Source organism: Streptoverticillium olivoreticuli subsp. olivoreticuli, from assembly GCF_003391135.1.
Lineage (GTDB): Bacteria > Actinomycetota > Actinomycetes > Streptomycetales > Streptomycetaceae > Streptomyces > Streptomyces blastmyceticus.
The window spans coordinates 892896-908818 of record NZ_CP031455.1 but is presented as its reverse complement, the minus strand read 5'-3'; the positions used below and the strand labels follow the sequence as shown (position 1 = coordinate 908818).

The 15923-nt window shown below is 67.2% G+C and carries 15 protein-coding genes and 2 pseudogenes; 8 read left to right on the top strand and 9 right to left on the bottom strand.

Annotated elements, in window-relative coordinates; all coding sequences use genetic code 11:
- Nucleotides 1-34: 34 nt before the first annotated feature.
- Nucleotides 35-928 carry an ATP-binding cassette domain-containing protein gene (locus DXZ73_RS03995; RefSeq protein ID WP_116209644.1) on the bottom strand — a complete coding sequence of 298 codons (894 nt, stop codon included), beginning with the start codon at nt 926-928 and terminating at the stop codon, nt 35-37.
- Between DXZ73_RS03995 and DXZ73_RS40510 the strand changes: the two are divergent.
- Nucleotides 850-1503: pseudogene (locus tag DXZ73_RS40510) on the top strand (ISAzo13 family transposase); the annotation flags it as partial. The gene DXZ73_RS03995 and the pseudogene DXZ73_RS40510 overlap by 79 nt on opposite strands.
- 1224 nt (nt 1504-2727) lie before the next feature.
- Nucleotides 2728-3567, top strand: coding sequence for a hypothetical protein (locus DXZ73_RS03985; protein ID WP_162890014.1), 840 nt, complete (start codon nt 2728-2730; stop codon nt 3565-3567).
- A gap of 213 nt (nt 3568-3780) precedes the next feature.
- Here DXZ73_RS03985 and DXZ73_RS03980 read toward each other — a convergent pair whose 3' ends face one another.
- The 3 genes from DXZ73_RS03980 to DXZ73_RS03970 are packed head-to-tail and all read right to left on the bottom strand — an operon-like array spanning nt 3781 to nt 8384.
- A complete protein-coding gene (locus DXZ73_RS03980) occupies nt 3781-5967 on the bottom strand; it encodes a geranylgeranyl reductase family protein (protein WP_116209642.1) in 2187 nt (728 codons plus the stop codon).
- Between the two features lie 15 nt (nt 5968-5982).
- On the bottom strand, nt 5983-6972 hold the full coding sequence (locus DXZ73_RS03975; RefSeq protein ID WP_116209641.1) for a polyprenyl synthetase family protein: 990 nt from the start codon (nt 6970-6972) through the stop codon (nt 5983-5985).
- On the bottom strand, nt 6969-8384 hold the full coding sequence (locus DXZ73_RS03970) for a hypothetical protein (RefSeq protein ID WP_116209640.1): 1416 nt from the start codon (nt 8382-8384) through the stop codon (nt 6969-6971). The genes DXZ73_RS03975 and DXZ73_RS03970 overlap by 4 nt, the downstream gene beginning before the upstream one ends.
- A gap of 205 nt (nt 8385-8589) precedes the next feature.
- Here DXZ73_RS03970 and DXZ73_RS03965 point away from each other — a divergent pair, with 205 nt between their 5' ends.
- Both DXZ73_RS03965 and DXZ73_RS39220 read left to right on the top strand, forming a co-directional pair.
- Nucleotides 8590-8856, top strand: a complete 267-nt coding sequence (locus DXZ73_RS03965; protein WP_116209639.1) for a hypothetical protein — start codon at nt 8590-8592, stop codon at nt 8854-8856.
- A 254-nt stretch (nt 8857-9110) separates the two neighbouring features.
- On the top strand, nt 9111-9575 hold the full coding sequence (locus DXZ73_RS39220; protein WP_240351154.1) for a hypothetical protein: 465 nt from the start codon (nt 9111-9113) through the stop codon (nt 9573-9575).
- A gap of 211 nt (nt 9576-9786) precedes the next feature.
- Here the strand turns inward: DXZ73_RS39220 and DXZ73_RS38725 are convergent, their stop codons facing one another.
- Both DXZ73_RS38725 and DXZ73_RS03945 read right to left on the bottom strand, forming a co-directional pair.
- Nucleotides 9787-9927 carry a hypothetical protein gene (locus DXZ73_RS38725; RefSeq protein ID WP_205519099.1) on the bottom strand — a complete coding sequence of 47 codons (141 nt, stop codon included), beginning with the start codon at nt 9925-9927 and terminating at the stop codon, nt 9787-9789.
- Nucleotides 9928-10048: 121 nt separating this feature from the next.
- On the bottom strand, nt 10049-10363 hold the full coding sequence (locus DXZ73_RS03945) for a DUF6980 family protein (protein ID WP_116209638.1): 315 nt from the start codon (nt 10361-10363) through the stop codon (nt 10049-10051).
- Between the two features lie 285 nt (nt 10364-10648).
- Between DXZ73_RS03945 and DXZ73_RS03940 the strand changes: the two genes are divergently transcribed.
- Both DXZ73_RS03940 and DXZ73_RS03935 read left to right on the top strand, forming a co-directional pair.
- Nucleotides 10649-11761 (top strand): serine hydrolase domain-containing protein, encoded by a 1113-nt coding sequence (locus DXZ73_RS03940; RefSeq protein WP_116209637.1) that lies wholly within the window; start codon nt 10649-10651, stop codon nt 11759-11761.
- 40 nt (nt 11762-11801) lie between these two features.
- Nucleotides 11802-12215 carry an NUDIX domain-containing protein gene (locus DXZ73_RS03935; protein WP_116209636.1) on the top strand — a complete coding sequence of 138 codons (414 nt, stop codon included), beginning with the start codon at nt 11802-11804 and terminating at the stop codon, nt 12213-12215.
- A 302-nt stretch (nt 12216-12517) separates the two neighbouring features.
- On the opposite strand, the pseudogene DXZ73_RS39215 reads toward DXZ73_RS03935, so the two are convergent.
- Nucleotides 12518-13270: pseudogene (locus tag DXZ73_RS39215) on the bottom strand (transposase); the annotation flags it as partial.
- Nucleotides 13271-13630: 360 nt separating this feature from the next.
- The gene (locus tag DXZ73_RS39210) at nt 13631-13930 is read right to left on the bottom strand and encodes a transposase (protein ID WP_240351152.1); all 300 of its coding nucleotides are present in this window, start codon (nt 13928-13930) and stop codon (nt 13631-13633) included.
- Between the two features lie 63 nt (nt 13931-13993).
- Here DXZ73_RS39210 and DXZ73_RS39205 point away from each other — a divergent pair, with 63 nt between their 5' ends.
- Together DXZ73_RS39205 and DXZ73_RS03920 are read left to right on the top strand one after the other, a co-directional pair.
- Entirely contained in the window at nt 13994-14689 is a 696-nt protein-coding gene (locus DXZ73_RS39205) for a hypothetical protein (RefSeq protein WP_240351151.1), read from the top strand.
- A gap of 202 nt (nt 14690-14891) precedes the next feature.
- Nucleotides 14892-15116, top strand: coding sequence for a Tn3 family transposase (locus tag DXZ73_RS03920; RefSeq protein ID WP_116209635.1), 225 nt, complete (start codon nt 14892-14894; stop codon nt 15114-15116).
- A 100-nt stretch (nt 15117-15216) separates the two neighbouring features.
- Here DXZ73_RS03920 and DXZ73_RS03915 read toward each other — a convergent pair whose 3' ends face one another.
- Nucleotides 15217-15783 (bottom strand): TetR/AcrR family transcriptional regulator, encoded by a 567-nt coding sequence (locus DXZ73_RS03915; RefSeq protein ID WP_116209634.1) that lies wholly within the window; start codon nt 15781-15783, stop codon nt 15217-15219.
- Nucleotides 15784-15923: the final 140 nt, after the last annotated feature.

The following is a 15923-nucleotide window of genomic DNA, read 5'->3' as shown; positions in this document are numbered from 1 at the left end:
CCACAACATGCTGTCTCCCCTGTGTCTCTTGGCGTCAGGCGTCTGCGGGTTTCCCCTTCCTGGGTGCGGGCACGGACCCGTTCCCGTACTGGGCCGCCTGGAGTTCGTACAGCTCCCGGTAGTGGCCGCCGGTGAGGGCTGTCAGCTCGGCGTGCGATCCGGATTCGAGGAGTCGTCCCTGGTTGAGGACGTGGATCACGTCCGCGGTGGCGGTGGCGGCGAGCCGGTGGGTGATGAGCAGCACGGTGGTGATGCCGTCGTCGGTGAAGGAGCGCAGCGACTCGAACATGTCGATTTCGGCTTTTGGGTCGAGGGCGGCCGTCGGTTCGTCGATGATCAGCAGGTCGCGTTGCCGGTAGACGGCGCGTGAGACGCCGATGCGCTGCCACTGGCCTCCCGAGAGCCGTACGCCGCGTTCGAAGTCCTTGACCGCGATGGAGTTCCACCCGTGGGGGAGTTCTTCGACTACGGTGCGGATGTCGGCTCGTTCGGCTGCGGCTTCGATTTTCTCCTGGTCCAGTGGCCGGCCGACGTCGCCGATGTGGATGTTGGCCCGGACGGTCATCGGCCAGCAGTCGACGTCCTGGGGGAGCAGGGCGACCCGGTCGAAGACGCTTTCACGGTCGGCCTCGCGGACGTCGGTGCCGTTGTAGGAGACCGTCCCCGCGGTGGGGAAGTAGAGGCCGGCGATGAGGCTGGCGAGCGTGGTCTTGCCGGAGCCGTTCTCACCGACCAGGGCCACCACCTTGCCCTTCGGAAGGGTGAGCGACACCCCATGGAGTGCGTCACGTTCGGCACCCGGGTATCGGAACGTGACGTCCTGGAGGACGACGTCGACGCCTTCGCCCTCGACGCTGGCGCCGTGGTGGGGGATGGCGTGCTGGGCGCCGAGCTGGATGGCGTTGTTCGTACGACTACCCCGCGGCATCCCGGCTGCTGATCACCGCGGACGCCGGAGGCTCCAACAGCTACCGTTACCGGGTATGGAAGGCCGAACTGGCCGCGTTCGCCGCCGATGCCGGCCTGACGGTGATGGTTTGTCACTTTCCGCCGGGTACGTCGAAATGGAATAAAATCGAGCACCGGCTGTTCTCCCACATCACTATGAACTGGCGCGGACGTCCTCTCACCAGCCACGAGGTCGTCCTCAAGACAATCGCCGCGACCACGACCCGCACCGGCCTGCGCGTCGAGGCCTCCTATCCGACCGGGCTTGCGGTCAGCCGTGAGCAGGTGCAGGCCCTGCCGATCACCGCGCATGACCAGCACGGCCGGTGGAACTACAGCATCGCCCCGACCGGCACCGCCGCCCCCGCACCGCGCGCCGACGAACGGGCAAAGGCCCGCGCACAAGTCCTGCAGATGCTCGCCGACCCCCGTCTGACCGGCATGAGCACGAACGAACTGAACGCACTACGCGCCGAGTTGGCCCCGGCCCAGGCGGCAGCGGCCGAACAACACCGAGGGCGTGATGGCGGTGCGCTCGGCGGTGTTCGGCCAGGGCATCCGCCGAGCACCAGCGCCGTGTTCGTCGCGCTCTCCGAGCTTCAGGCAGGTGCATGCGGGGCAGGCCTGCGCACGAGGCCATCGCGTCCAGCAGTCACTCCGCGAGTAATTCTCTCAGCACTTCGCCCAGATCCTCCTTGTTGCGAAGGAAGTTGTGCCGCTACTTAGGACGTGGTCATGTCTGGCGATCCGCCTGGACCAGTGACGCAGAGGGGAGGAAAGGCGCTATGCATAGTCGGCAGCGAGGGTGCTGCGAGACGTCTTTACGGATTGATATATAGTCAATTCTTTAACCGGCAAGGAAGGGGATCTGGTCGGCGGATTGGTGGGGCGGCACCGTGAAACGGCGGCCCTTCCAGCCTCCACTCGATCGATGAACGCGGTAAGGGTGCACCGCTGTGCGGTCGCCATCGCCCGGCCCAGGCGTGAGGCCTGGGCAGCGAGGAGGGTGATCAGTTCGTCGCGCCGGCGGCGGACAGTGAACTCGGGCACGTTGTCGCCGCTGGCTGTATCGGCCAGATGCTGGTCGTAGCGCAGCGAGTTCGATCTTGTGTTTGTCGAAGTGCTTCTCGAACTCGCGCTACTCGCAGTCGGCGACGGGGCAGTATTTTCCTTGCGGCCGCATCGTGCGGCGGTGAGCGAGGTGGTCTTGGTAATGACGTATGACGTACTTGTCACAGACCCCTAATTGAGCAGGCGGAGGTCAAGTGTGTCTACATGACCGTCATGATCCTGATGCTAATCCCCCTAACGACTCCAGAAAAACCGTTCACTGGCCCCTGTCTCTCTTTCGGGATGCTGTTGGCGATCCTTACTTGATCAACTGCTAGTCGGGGGTGCGGTGTTCTGACGGTCCGTTGGAACGGTGTGACTGTCCGTCGCGGGTCTGAGGTGTGGTGCCGTGAGGGAAGCACTCGCTGAGACGGACGATGTTGACGCCAGCGGCGGTGAGGACGTGCTGGATGTATGTCTTCGCCAGCCCGCGATAGCAGCAATTATAGATTCTCGCTTCAGCGTCACACTGACGCCTCATTGGAATGTCCTCGGATCAATATCTCTATGGGTTGGTTAGTGCCGGTGAGTGAAATCCTGATTGCTGTCAAATGAGACCTTCCAGCGCATTGGGTTGAGAATTCCAATAGGAAGTGGCACTTGACCTGCGGGTTTGTGGTCCCCAGGTTGATCAGCCTCGTGGACTGGAGCCGGGATGCGGGTGTTGTCGTGAATCGCCGTCCACGGCCGCCCGGTCCGGGCCCCTTCCCCGAGACCGTGACCGAGCTGGGCACCACCTACACCGGGCCCCTCAGCACGATCATCTCCCGGGCCCCGCCGCCCCACGGCAGACCGGCTGAAGCAAGTCCCAGGCGCCGCCTCACCTCCGAATTCGTTCACGCCCTGTCCTACGGCTGCGACCCCTCCGCGTCGATGAAGCGGGCCCTGAAGGGCAACAGCCGTGACCTGCAGATCCACTTCGGCGAACGCAGAACCCTCGAAGAGGAAGGCTTCGAGCTGACCCTGCTGTGGACCCGGAGCGAACCCGTGGCTGCCGCCCGCGCCCGGCTCGCCGCCCTCACCCCTGATCCCGCAGCGGTTCGCGCCCCGCGCGACCATATGATCGAGGCCTTCGACGGCATCGACCGCTGGGTCCCGCGCCCGGTCCGCATCGATCTCACCGACCTGGTCGACCGTAAGGCCGCCACCATTCGGCAACTCCAGCTGGCTGACGCCCACCCGAGCCATCCCGCAGCCCTTGAGGCGCTCGCCCGCTGGAGTCACACCAGCCCGCTGCGCCGCGCCGCGGCAGCCGTCCTGGCCCATTTCGAAGCCAGTGCCCGGCCTCTCGACTCCGTCTACCTCCACGGCGAGCTGGTCATCGGCAGCCGGTACCGCGACACGGTGTGGCGGACTGGTGTCGGATTCGGCTGGCGTTACTACCGCGGCATCGTCCACCACCTGCAACAGGGCACTGACTGGTTCGAGGTCGTCCGCCCGACCCGCACTCAGGCGCTGCACATGCTCCACATCACCGTCCAGGACCGCACTGCCCTTCCCCGCTGGTGACAGGCACGTCCACTCGTGTGGTGTCCTATCCCCATCCCGGTCGCGGGTCGGGGGGTGACGTGCTTGTCGGCCGCCACTGCATTCCCCACTCTGAGCGAGCAGACGTCCTTGCGGGGTAGTGGGGACGGCCTGCGTCTTGATCCGGCCCTGGCGGAGGTTCTCGGCGGCTTTGTCGTTATCACATTCCTTACATGAATGTTTATGCGTGCTCAGTCATGAAAGGGGGCGCGAGGGCCGCAGGGTATGGTCCAGCAGGCGTTCCATGGCGTGGCGATCAGGCCCCGGGGTGAAGTGCCGCAGTGCAGCCCGTGCCTGTTCGGCGTACTGGGACGCCAAAGTTCGTGCCGTTGTGTCGCCGTGACCCTCTTTGACGAGCCGGATGACGGTCCGGATGTCTTGGTTCGTGCCGGGGCATCTGACGATCAAGGACTTCAGTCGCGTGCCGAGTTTGCTGTTGTGGTGCAGTACATGCAGGACGGGGATCCCGAAAATTCCGGATGCCAGGTCCGAGGCCAGTGTCGTGCCCAGCCGCGTTGGCTGACCGGTTGCGCTGCGGGCTTCCTCGGTGAGCTGGAAGGCCAGACCGAGGTGGCGGCCGTAGGCCTCAAGGGCGGCTGCTTCGGCTGTCGTGGCGCCGGCGAGCAGGGCGCCCAGCTTGCAGGGAAGCGCGAATAGCGTAGCGGTTTGCTGGGTCAGGATGGCGGTGTGTTCAGCCTTGGTCAGGTGGAGGTCGTGTGCATGGCGCACGTGGCGGATTTGACCTTCGGTGGCGGTTGCGAGTGATTGGCTGAACATCTGGCTCACGGCGGTGCCTGCCTGGGCCGCAAGCTCGTTGGCTTTGCCAAGCAGGAAGTCACCGACCATCAGGGCCAGCATGTTGCCCCAATTCGCCAGCCTGCCATCATGCTTGGGATCTCCGTCACGGGATTCCTCGACGACGCTGAGCCCGGCCAGGGCAGCCAGGTAACCGAGCTCCACCGAAGCCGCGGCAAGGACGGCGGAGTCCGGCGCGCGCCCGGGGGCGATGAGCTGGCCGGCGAGCAGAACGAAGAGGGCCGGGCGCAGGGGAATGGTGGGCATGCTTCGCCCCATCGCAGTGATGCGGCCGAGGAACGGCCAGTCGGTGCGTACGGCGTTCAGGAGTACCTCGCTGACGGCGAGCAGATCTGTCCGCAGCCGGGGCGACTTGTCGGCAAGGATGCCTGTGGCGTCGTCCAGGACGCGGGTCACGCGGGCCTCGTCGAAGCTGTCCGGGAAGAGGAGTGCCTGCCGGCCCAGTGTGAAAAGGGGCCGCTCGCTGTCGAAGGTGCTGTGCAGCGTCCGCCAGACCAGCAGGTGGCGGCGGGCGGATCGGTTGCCGTCCTCGAAGTGGCCGACGTAGCTGCTTTTGAGGCTGCGGATGTAGTCCGAAAGATCCGGTGCAGACGGTTCCCCGGGCCGAAGCCGGGCGTGGATGGTGAGGGCTGCCAGGCGGCCGGATTCCATCGCCGGACCGATCCCCTGGCCGGTGAAGGGGGACGTCATCCCCGCGGCATCGCCCACAAGCAGCAGGCCGGGAGCGGCACACCGTTCAGGAACGAAGTCGAAGCGCATGGGAGCGCTCTGCGGGGAGCCTTCTTGGCGCAGTCCCGTGAACCGTGGGTCGGTGTCGCGCAGCGTACGGACGAAGGTGTCCCAGAGGGTGGTCAGGTGGCTGCCCGGGTATGGTCCGAGGACTCCGACGCCGGCGTTGGCGGTGGACGATCCGGTGGGGAAGACCCACCCGTAGGAAGGGGGAAGCCCGCATCCGTAGGGGGACGTGACGGGGGTGTAGATCTCCAGCATGTCGGTGAGCCCGGTCAGGCCGGACAGATGGCCCCGGACAGCTTGTCCGCGGCCCGCTGCGGCATGGTCGGACGCGGCGGGGATCAGCGCGTCGACTGCGGCCCCGCAGGCAACCACCACGACCGGGGCCTGCAGCCGTGTCCGTCGGCCGGCCCGCGATGCCTCCACGCCCACCACCGTGCCGTTGTCCCGCAGGAGGCGGACGGCTCGTGTGCGGGGCAGCATGGCGGCTCCGGCAGCCCCCGCCTGCTGCCGGATGGCCTCGTCCAGGATGATCCGTGGCACGAGCAGCCCTGAGCGCCCGCCTTCGTGAGTGAAGGTGCGCCATCGCTGGTGCATGCGCACCCGCATACCACGGATGTGCCGCAGATCCCCGTTCTCGTTCTGCAGGCGGTGCAGCACTCCCATCTCTTGCAAGAGGCTTACGGCCGACGGGCCGAGCGCGTTCCCGCAGGTTTTGGGCCGGGGAAACTGCTGTCGGTCCAGCAGCAGCACACGCCGGCCGTAGCGCGCCAGCCAGTACGCCGTGGTGGCTCCGGCCGGTCCCGCACCCACCACGATGACGTCTGCATCCATTCCGCGACCCGCCCGTCAGCTCGATCTGATGAGGACGTGCCGGGCCAGGTTCTCCATGGACTGGCGTGGTGGCCCCTCGGGAAGGACCTGGAGAGCCTCAAGGGCCCTCATCGCATAGGAGCGGGCCACTTCGAGTACTGCTGAGCCGGCGTCGGTGCTTTCCACCAGCCGGTACACCTCGGCCACCTGCTCTACGGTCATGTCCTCCCGGCCGAGCAGGTCTTTGAGCCGCACGGCGACGGCACCTCCGGTGCGTACAGCACGCAGCACCGCCAGACAGTAGACGCCCTCGCGGACATCGGTGCCGGCCGGCTTGCCCGACCTGCGGCCTCGCCCCGGCAGGTCCAGCACGTCGTCGGTGAGCTGGAACGCCAGGCCGAGGTGCTGTCCGTAGGCCTGGAGCGCGGTCGCACACCGCCGTGGTGCCTTGCTCAGCAGGGCACCCAACACGCAGGGCAGCTCGAACAGTGTGGCGGTCTTGCGCGCAAGGATCTCCAGGTGCGCCGCTTCGGTGAGGTCAGTGTTGTAGACGTTCTCCACCTCTTGGAGTTGTCCGGTGCACAGCTCCAAGAAGGCCCGGGCCGCCACGTGATGGGGCTCGTTGCCCAAGCTCACGAGCAGGCTGTTCGCCCGGGCGAACAGGTAGGTGCCGGTGAGAGCGGCCAGCTCGTTGCCCCAGCAGGCGTTGACGCTCTGCCCGTGTCGTCGCGTGGATGCCCGGTCCATCACATCGTCGTGATAGAGGGAAGCGATGTGCACCAGTTCGAGTGCCGCTGCCGCGCGCAGCAGCCGGGTCCACTGGTACGAGCCGTAGGAGGCGGAGAGCAGCAGCAGGGCCGGTCTGAGCCGTTTGCCGCCTCGCTGCACCAGATGGCCGGCCATCATGCGCAGCAGCGCGTCGTCCGCGGCGGTCGCCTCGCGCAGGATGCTGTCGAGCCCGGTGAGGGCCGCTCGGGTGCGTGCGCAGGCGAGCCAGTCCTCGCCGGTGGTCCGGCTGGTGGTCACGGTTCGGGCTGTTGAAGGAAGTCGATCTGGGAGACCAGTTGTTTCACCTGGTTGTACACCGCGGGGGCGTTGAGCGCCTGGAGGATCTCTCCGGGCTTTAGTCCCTGGGCGCGCTTGACAAGGTCGAAGAATCCGTCCGCGACCGCGGCTTCCTCTGTGGTCATGTGCTTCTTGGCGAGTTCCAGGGCCTGCCGCGCTTCGGTGAGGTGCTCGGCCGACAGGCGCGTGTCATCGGCGTAGGGCCGGGCCATGATCCGTGTGATCAGTTCGGAATAGCGGTCGTACAGACTGCGCGCATGAGCCCGGTCCTCTTCGCTCGGCCGGGCCTGCCGCGCCCGGTTCACCAGCCGTTCCTGGTTGGAGAAGAACACGTCGATCAGGTACTTGCCGACGCGGGTCTGACTGAGGTACCGCTCCCGGAACTCCTTCTCCAGTTGCTGGTGAACAGAGAGGTCCTCACCGAGCATGCTGGACGCCATGGAGATGAGGAAGCAGCTACCGCAATGGTCTTCGTTGCCGCCCGCACCGCCCTGGCAGACGAGGGACCCCGAGTCCCCGCCGTCGCTGAGCCAGGCGGTGGCGATCTGGCCGTCGAACGTCGCTTGGCCGAAGTTGTAACCGACCTTTGTGGTCACGTCGATCTCCAGGACGGTCGAGGTGGTGTACTCGGTGGTGCGCCCGACCTTCTCGACGTTCATCCCGAGCTCGGCGGTGACGGTCGAGTCGGCGCCGGCGGGAAAGGCGATGTTGAGCTTGGCCAAGACGTCCTGGATCGGGTTGAAGAACGTACGGTTGCAGCTGCCGGCGAAGAGCAGACCCACAGCCCGGTGACGAGGGCTCGGGACGGGCATCAGGTTGTTCATCATCTGGTCCACGACGTCGCCCGGGTTCGTCACCTGGGCGATGGCGGCGTCCACTCTGTTGCCGGACATGCCGATGGAGATGAAACGCTTGAGCGTGGCGATGGTGTCGCCGGGCGTGGCCGCGTTCTCGTTGGCCAGGACGTGGTTGTTGCTGAGGATGCACAGGCTTGAGTCGGTGTTGTCCCGTACCAGGCATCCCAGGGTTCCTGCGGTGACGAGGGTGTGCCCGATGCTGATCCCGGAGGGTGCCGGCCGGGTGCGTCCCGTGAACGCCAGCGGATAGACGGGCCCGGTCTCCACCACGTCGACCTCGATGTGCTCCCCTCCCACGGGCAGGCGCTGAGGCAGCTCACGGGAAGGGGGGAGGAAACGAGAGGAGATCTTCCGGGCTACGTAGATCAAGACGGCTGGTTCGTCGGTCCGCTGCCCGCCGCTGATCCGCTGCCCGAAAGCCATGCCCACGATGTTGGGGTCTTGCTCGTAGGCGGGCCAGTACGTCCTTCTCACGGCCTGGGACAAGGACCGGGCCTTTGCATAGCGCTCGTCCACGACGGGTCTTCTCTCGTTTCCGCCCACTACTACCGGCTTAAAGTATTCTATTCAGCGCATTTCGCGACTTCTTTTGATCGGCCGTGTCAGTGACGTCCTCGCATGTCCGCTACGTCCCAGCCATCCGGGCAGCACCACAGGGCGGCCGGTACGCTCGGAAGCCACGGTCCGCACGTCCGTCGCAGGCCAGGCCAGAGAGCCCCTCATGAGCGAGCCGAACACCCTTGACCACGTCCGCCGCGTCCTCGACCGACACAAGGTGCACATCCTGGCGACCTATCGGGCCGTCGGAGTCGGGATCGGAGTCGGAACCGGACAGGCGACCTCGCCCGGCACCGCATACGTCATCACCGTGTATCTGCAGTCGAGCACTGACCTTCCCCAGGAGCCGGTGGCCCTGGACGGAGTGCCCCTGCGGTTCACGGTCACCGGCCCCATTCGTCCACTGCACCCGGGCGAGGGCTTGGGATAGCCGGTAGCGCGCGGACAACTGTCCGCGCGCCCCGGGGTAGCCGGGTCATCGGCGGACGCCGTCGCGGCAGCGGCGAAGGCCGCCGACGCGGCCCGGGAGCGCGCTGCCGAGTACCTGCTGACGGTGCGGCTGGAGCAGTTGCGCGTGCAGACGGCGGCCCGCACCGAGCAGGCCGTGCCCGCGCCGTGGGCGGACCGGCTGCCCGGACTCGCCGCCCGCTCGCTGGACGACGACGTCACCGGGGCGGTGATCGCATGACCACCGAGTCGGAGCTGAGCGGCATGGACCTCGCGCGCCAGGCCCTGGTCGCGGCCCGGGAGGCGGCGAAGAAGAACGGCACCACCAGCCCGAAGCCGAAGCGGCGCACGGGCACCGTCGTACGCCATGACGGCCGCGAGCCGCTGGGGCTCGGCGCGGCGATCGGCATGATGATGACCGACAACCGCTCCGGCAAATCGAAACGGCCCGCCGAAGAAACCGACGGACCGTCACGAAAGATCGAGATTAGCCGCAAGACCAGTGACTTAACGGTCCCAGCTTCTGGGGATTTTGGTTGGCGGGTTGGTCGGGGTGGTGCGCCAGTGGGGTGCGATGGTGACGGCCTCGGCTGGGTCGCGGGTGGGCTGGGGGCTGTGCCGGTGTTCGTCGCGTTTCACGCCGAAGTTGGACATCTTGCGTTTGACGACACGGGGGTTGGAGCGCCTGCGGCGGGCGGGTAACGGGCGTGCGGCGATCTCCCGGATGCCGTCCGCGAGGGCTGCGGCCAGGTGGTCAGGGGGAAAAGGCCGCCTGCGCGGTGACCTGTCGGCGGGCGAGGCGGATGCTGCGGATGAAGGAGAGCCGGTCGGGATCGAGGCCGACCTGGCCGGCGGTGTCGTGCATGAGGGTGCGGATGGCGTGGTGGACCAGCAGGTGTCCCCAGACCTCGCGTCACAGCCCGTCCAGCCGGTCCTGCACCCATATCGCCGTCGTGCCGCCCGGGTTGCTCGCCCGCGCGACCTGCGCGGTCAGGGGCGGGACGTGGTCACCGGAACGGGGGCGCAGGAACAACGGGCACCTCGACAGCTTCATCGGTCGGCGGAACTACCCGAGTATGCCCGTCGACCATGCTGTCGCACCGGGAAACTCCAAGATCCCCGGCAGAGTCAAGCTAGGGCGTGTACCGGAAGTGGCTTGAGTGGCTGCTGGTTCATCAGTCCCGAGGCAGGGCTGCGAGCCAGCGGTCGTCCTGGAACTCGGCAGGGACTTCGTCCTCCCACGGCTCGATCCCACGGCGTTCCAGCTCGCCGAACCATCGGTCCCGCTGTGACTCGGGGAGACGTCGTCCGCACCAAGGGCAGAAGTCGATGGTGATGCTCGATGTACCGCCGTCGTGGATGATCAACCCGTACTCCTGGAACTTGGCGCTGAAATTGATCAGCGCGTCCGGGCAGGCGAAGGGGTCGTCGTGCTGGTCGCAGCGCACGTTCACGCGGCGGCTCATCTCCACGCAGCAGTGGTTGGTCATGACCTCGGCTTCTCGTTCATCGGCACCATGCCCAGAAGTAGATCACGGTCTGTGATGATCACCGGATGGCGCGTGGAGATCTGGCGGATACGCAGTGGGCACGGCTGGAGCTGTTGGTGCAGGCGAGCGACAGCCACATCCATTCCCACGACTCCTCGCCGTGGAACTTCGCCCCCGACCAGGATTCGTGGGGGTGGCTGGTTTTGTTTGGCCGGTGAAGATCTCGTGCGAGGGCCTGTTGAGATCAAAGAATCCGCTCATCCGTATGACAATGGGGGAGTTCTGATGAGATTGAACACCTGTGGACGACGTTCGGCTGCCGTGGTCGGTGCGGTGACCGCGGCCGTGCTCGCGCTACCGGCCTCGGCGCAGGCCGCACCGGCTGGCGACCATGCCGCCACCAAGGCGGTCCTCAGCGCCTATCAGGCGGAAAGCGGTCCGGGAGCGGGCCTCTACGCTGGTGACGGCAAGGGCACATGGAGCCTCTCCGTCGGCACCGGCGCGGTCAACGCCACCCAGCCTATTCAGCCCGCCGACCGCTTCCGCATCGGTAGCCAGACCAAGGCGTTCACCGCCTCCGTGGTCATGCAGCTGGCCGATGAGGGCAAGGTCTCCCTCGGAGCACCGATCGAGCAGTACCTGCCGGGCGTGGTCGCCAGTAACGGACACGACGGCAACGCCATCACCATCAGGCAGCTCCTCCAGCACACCAGTGGCATCCCCACGAACGACAAGCCGCAGGCGAAGGCCAACCCGGACGGGACCTACGCCCTGGCCGAGGTGGTGCGTGACGGCCTCCGCCTGCCCTCTGCCTCCAAGCCCGGGGTGGAGTTCCACTACTCGAACACCAATTACCAGATCCTCAGCATGCTCGTTGAGCGGGTTACCGGCGCGCCGTTGAGCAAGGCGGTCACCGACCGGATCATCGAGCCTCTCGGCTTGACCCGGACCATCTACCCCCTCGCGGGCGACCGCTCCCTGGCCACCCCCTACGTCCACGGATACAATGGCGGCCGCCTCGGCCCGTTCTTCTTCTGGACCGATGTCACTCCGAACTTCGAACCGTCCCAGTACAGCGGCGCGGGAGCCATAATCTCCACGCAGCAGGACCTGACCACCTTCTACCAGGCGCTTATTGGCGGCAAGGTCGTATCCGCCGCGAGTCTGGCCGAGATGCAGACCACCTTCCATGCCGGGCCGGGCTTCGACTTCGGCCTCGGCCTCACCAGCCGCGCCCTGTCCTGCGGTGGCACCGCCTGGGGAATCAGTGGCTCGGTGCTGGGTTACACCTCGCTGACCATGGTCACCGCCGACGGCCGCCACGCCACCGCCGTCACTAATGCGACGTCGCCGTCACTGAAGGTGTTCGACGCAGTCGACTCGGCCCTCTGCGAATAGGCTGTGGTGTGCGACATCCCGGGAGTTTCCCTGAGAGGCCATGCAGGAACCGAAGGGCACCGCAGCTCTCATCATCAATTCGGCCGGTGAGTACCTGCTGCACTTGCGGGACAACATCGAAGGTATTTGTGATCCGGGCACGTGGTCGCTGCTCGGAGGGGGCCGGGAGGGCGAGGAGACGCCCGAGACGGCTATTGCCCGGGAGCTGAAGGAGGAGGCGGGCCTGGTCCTGCCGGAGCTGAAGAAGTACGTCGTCGTCACGGCGCGTGGTCCGGATGGGACGAGCGGCGAAATCACGGTCTTCCTGGGGCACTGGGATGGTGAGGCCGATGCGCTGACCCTCACGGAGGGGATCATGTTGCATTGGTTCGCGGCCTCAGTGATCCCGCGTCTGGTCATGTGCCCGTGGGCGAATGCCGTCATCGAGCAGCACCAGCGAGACGGGGCCGTCTGAACGGCTCGTCGGAGGATCACCGGGGACGGGTTTTCAGACGTCGGTTTACCAGTCGTCGGTTCACCGGTCCCCGGTGAACCAGGCGTGATTACTAGCTTGACTCTGCCGGGGATCTTGGTGGTTGAGGTCAGGTGCCGAGGGTTCGCCAGGACTTCGAGCGGGGGATCCCGTGTTGGTCGAGGTAGGTCTGGAAGGCGGTCGGCGGTCTTGGTACGGGGGGCCTCGGTTGCTGGTTGGCCACTGAGCCGTTCGATGTTCACGGCGATGGCCGTGAGCACGTGCTGCAGATGGGCTTTGGGCTGTCCTCGGCAGCGGCGTATTCCGTGTCTATGGGCGAACTCGTTGGCGGTGCCCTCGACTCCGGAGCGGACCGCGTAGCGGGCCTTCCACTCGGGCGTCTGCTGTTCGGCGCGGACGCGCAGTTGCAGGTCGCGGAGTTCTCGCGGAGGAAAGCCCACGTTCCTGGCCGGGGCGCTGGTGCACCGGGGCCGGTCCGGACACGGCTGGCACTGGCTCTTGGCGAACCGGGCCACGATCAGGGGTGCGCCGGCGGGCTCGGAGGTCGGGTACGGGCCGTGCCAGCCGGCGCTGACCTGGCCGTTCGGGCAGGTGACCTGCTGGCGGTCGAAGCCGATGTGAAAATCGTCCCGGCCGAAGCCCTCGCCCAGGCGGTGCTGGCGGGTGGGGTTGATCGTCAGCGGTCCGCTGACGGTGACCTGATGTTCGCGTGCGGCTCGTTCCAGGTGGACCAGCGAGGTGTAGCCGCCGTCGACCAGGTGCTCGGCGGGCAGCAGCCCACGCCGCGCCAGCCGAGTGTGGAGGCCGGGCAGCACCTGGGCGTCGCTCGTGGCGGCCGAGGTGGTGGCCACATCCGTGATCACATTGACGCTGCCGGGAGCGCACGTCTTGGTGAGGTGGGCGGCGAACCCCTTCCAGCGGATGATGTGCCCATGGCGGACGTAGCGAGCGGTGGTGTCGTAGAGAGACGATCGCTCCTGATGAGGGCGGCAGCCCGCCGTCCTCGGCGGTGCGCCAGCGCAAGCGGCCTCCCGCATCACGGTAGTAGTTCTGCACCATGATCCGACGCAGGGTCTCGGCCTGCGGGCCGGGTCGGCAGCCCAGTCCGTGCCGGTGGAGGCGCTCCAGCAGTCGGCAGGGGTCGTCGCCGGTTGCGAGGATCCTGGTCTTGGGCCGGGTGGGGTTCTTGCCCAAACGGACCGGCCGGCCGTAGCGCCGCCCCCACTCCTCGTCGGCCAAGCCGATCAGCAGATGCCCGGCCGTGCGGGCCACTTCTTCCAGCGCGGCACGAACCGCTTCAGTGACCAGCTCCAGCCGGGTCAAGTCGCGCACCGCGGCCAGAACGTGGGTGGAATCGGTGCGCTGCGTGGTGCGATCGCGTACGAGTCCGGCCTCTTTCAGGCGGGCGAGCGCGAGGTCGAGGAGGCGGTCGGCGCGGTCGTCGTGGTGAGGCGCTCACGGAAGTCGGCCAGCACGCTGTGGTGGAAGCCGGGGTCGTCCAGTTCCATGGCCAGAGCGTACGTGAAATCGATGCGGCAGCGGACCGCTTCCGCTGCCTGCCGGTCCGGCAGGCCGAGCAGGAACTGCAGCACACAGACGGTGGCCGGCTGGGCGGGCGGGAGACCGGGGCGTCCGTCGCGCGGGTACCAGCCGGCGAAGTCCTCGTCGCACCACAGCCCGTCGAGGCGGTCTCTCACCCACATCGCCGTCGTACCGCCCGGGTTGCTCGCCCGCGCGATCTGCGCGGTCAGAGACGGGACTTGCTCACCGGAACGGGGGCGGAGGGACAACGAGCACCTCGGCGGAAGAATGCGGTCGAGCTCTACCTCACCGGCGCGGGCATCGCGAAGTCCTCCGCGTGGATCTGCCGGATCTCGCTGACGACATGGGGATGGATGCTCGCCGGCGAACCCGCGCCGACCGGGCCCGCCCGCCGGGGCGCAGAGCCGCCCGTCTTCTCCGTCGCCGCGATCGACGACCCGGCACTGCTGGAGACCCTGGCCGAACTGGCGGAAGAGCGGGCGGACGAGATGGACGCCGACACCGTCAACCGCGAACTGTCCATCGCCCGCAAGGCGATCGGCTGGTGGCAGCGCCAGGGCTGGATCGACTGCGACTCGACGATCGGCATCGAACGGCGGCCGGCACCGCCCGACCGCACCAAGGCCCTTGCCGAGAACCAGATCACCGCCCTGTGGCGCCTGGACGTCGCCCTGCGGGAGAAGACGTGCTGGAAGATGCTCTACGAGTCCGCCGCACGAGCCGACGAGGTGCTGTGCCTGAACGTGGAAGACCTGTACCCGCAGGACAAACGCGGGAAGACCACCGCGAAGGGCGGGGCCACGGAGTGGATCCACTGGCAGTCCGGCACCGCCCCAACTCCTGCCTCGCCTCACCTGAGGACATCGAGGATCTGGACGGCTGGACACTCCACCGGCTACGCCACAGCGCCCTGACACACGACGCCGAGGACGGCACCTCAACCCCAATGCTGCCGGCCCGCTCCCGCCACTCCTCGGTCCGTTCCCTGGAGCGATACGCCCGTCCCGGAGTCGACGCGGTCGCCCGTCACGTCTCGGAACGCGAACCCGCCGCGCGTCGCCGCACGTGACACTCGTTGTTTGCGGCTGGTGACAGCGTTCTTACCGGCACCCCGATATCGCCGAGATCGTCCGCCAGTTGCAGGACGAAGGAGAGAAGGTCGACCCGGAGGACCTGGCGCAGGTCTCGCCGTACCTGACCGAGCACATCCGCCGCTTCGGCGAATACTCCACCCGCGAGTTCGCCGACGAATCCGACGCCTACGCCCCGCACCTGGACGTCGACTTCACCCCGATCCGCGGCGACGGCCCGCCGACCGACGGATTTAGCCAGGCCGCGTGAGCCGGCCAAGGGCCGGATGCCTGAGCCGGCCGGGTGGGTGTCGGCGGGCACGGAGCCTTGGCACCGCGTCCGAGGGCTGATCCCGGGGATCGGGTTGAGGTCACAGCAATCGGTCGACCAGCCCGTCGACGTAGTCCGGGGTGAGCGGGACCATGCCGAACAAGACACGGATATACATCGGGGCCAGGATGTGGTCCAGCACGCCGAACGCGTCGGGTGCCTGCTCGCCACGTTCGCGGGCGCGATCGAGCATGACCTGCAGTTGCCGGGTGCGTTCGGCGCGGAGGTCGTCACCCGCCTGCAGGCCCTGCTGACCATTGCTCGACAGGGCGACGGCCAGGCGCACCACCATCAGACCGTCGGGTCCGGTGATCTCGCGGGCCACGTTGGCCGCGTAAGTGCGCAGGTCGCCGGCCAGGCTCCCGGTGTCGGGCATCGGCGACTGTGCGTTGAGGCGGGTGAGCGCCACGTCGGTGAGCAGGGTTTCCAGGCTGCCCCACCGGCGGTAGATGGTGCTGTCGGCTACGCCCGCGCGGGCTGCGACCTCGCCGACGGTGAAGTTGCCGTAGCCGCGCTCGCTGATCAGTTCGGTGACGGCCTGGTGCACCTCCGCGCCGACGCGGGCGCTGCGCCCGCCGGGCCGCCGGGCTCGCTGTCGTTCGTTCATGCCCCCATCTTAATGCAGTCGTGACTTGCGTTTGTGGTGCAACCCTCCTTACAGTCTCCTAACGCAGCCACCGACTGCTTTAGAGCGCCCAGAGGCTGACCACGTCGGCCGTGGAGAGGCGCAACTAACGATTGAGAGGA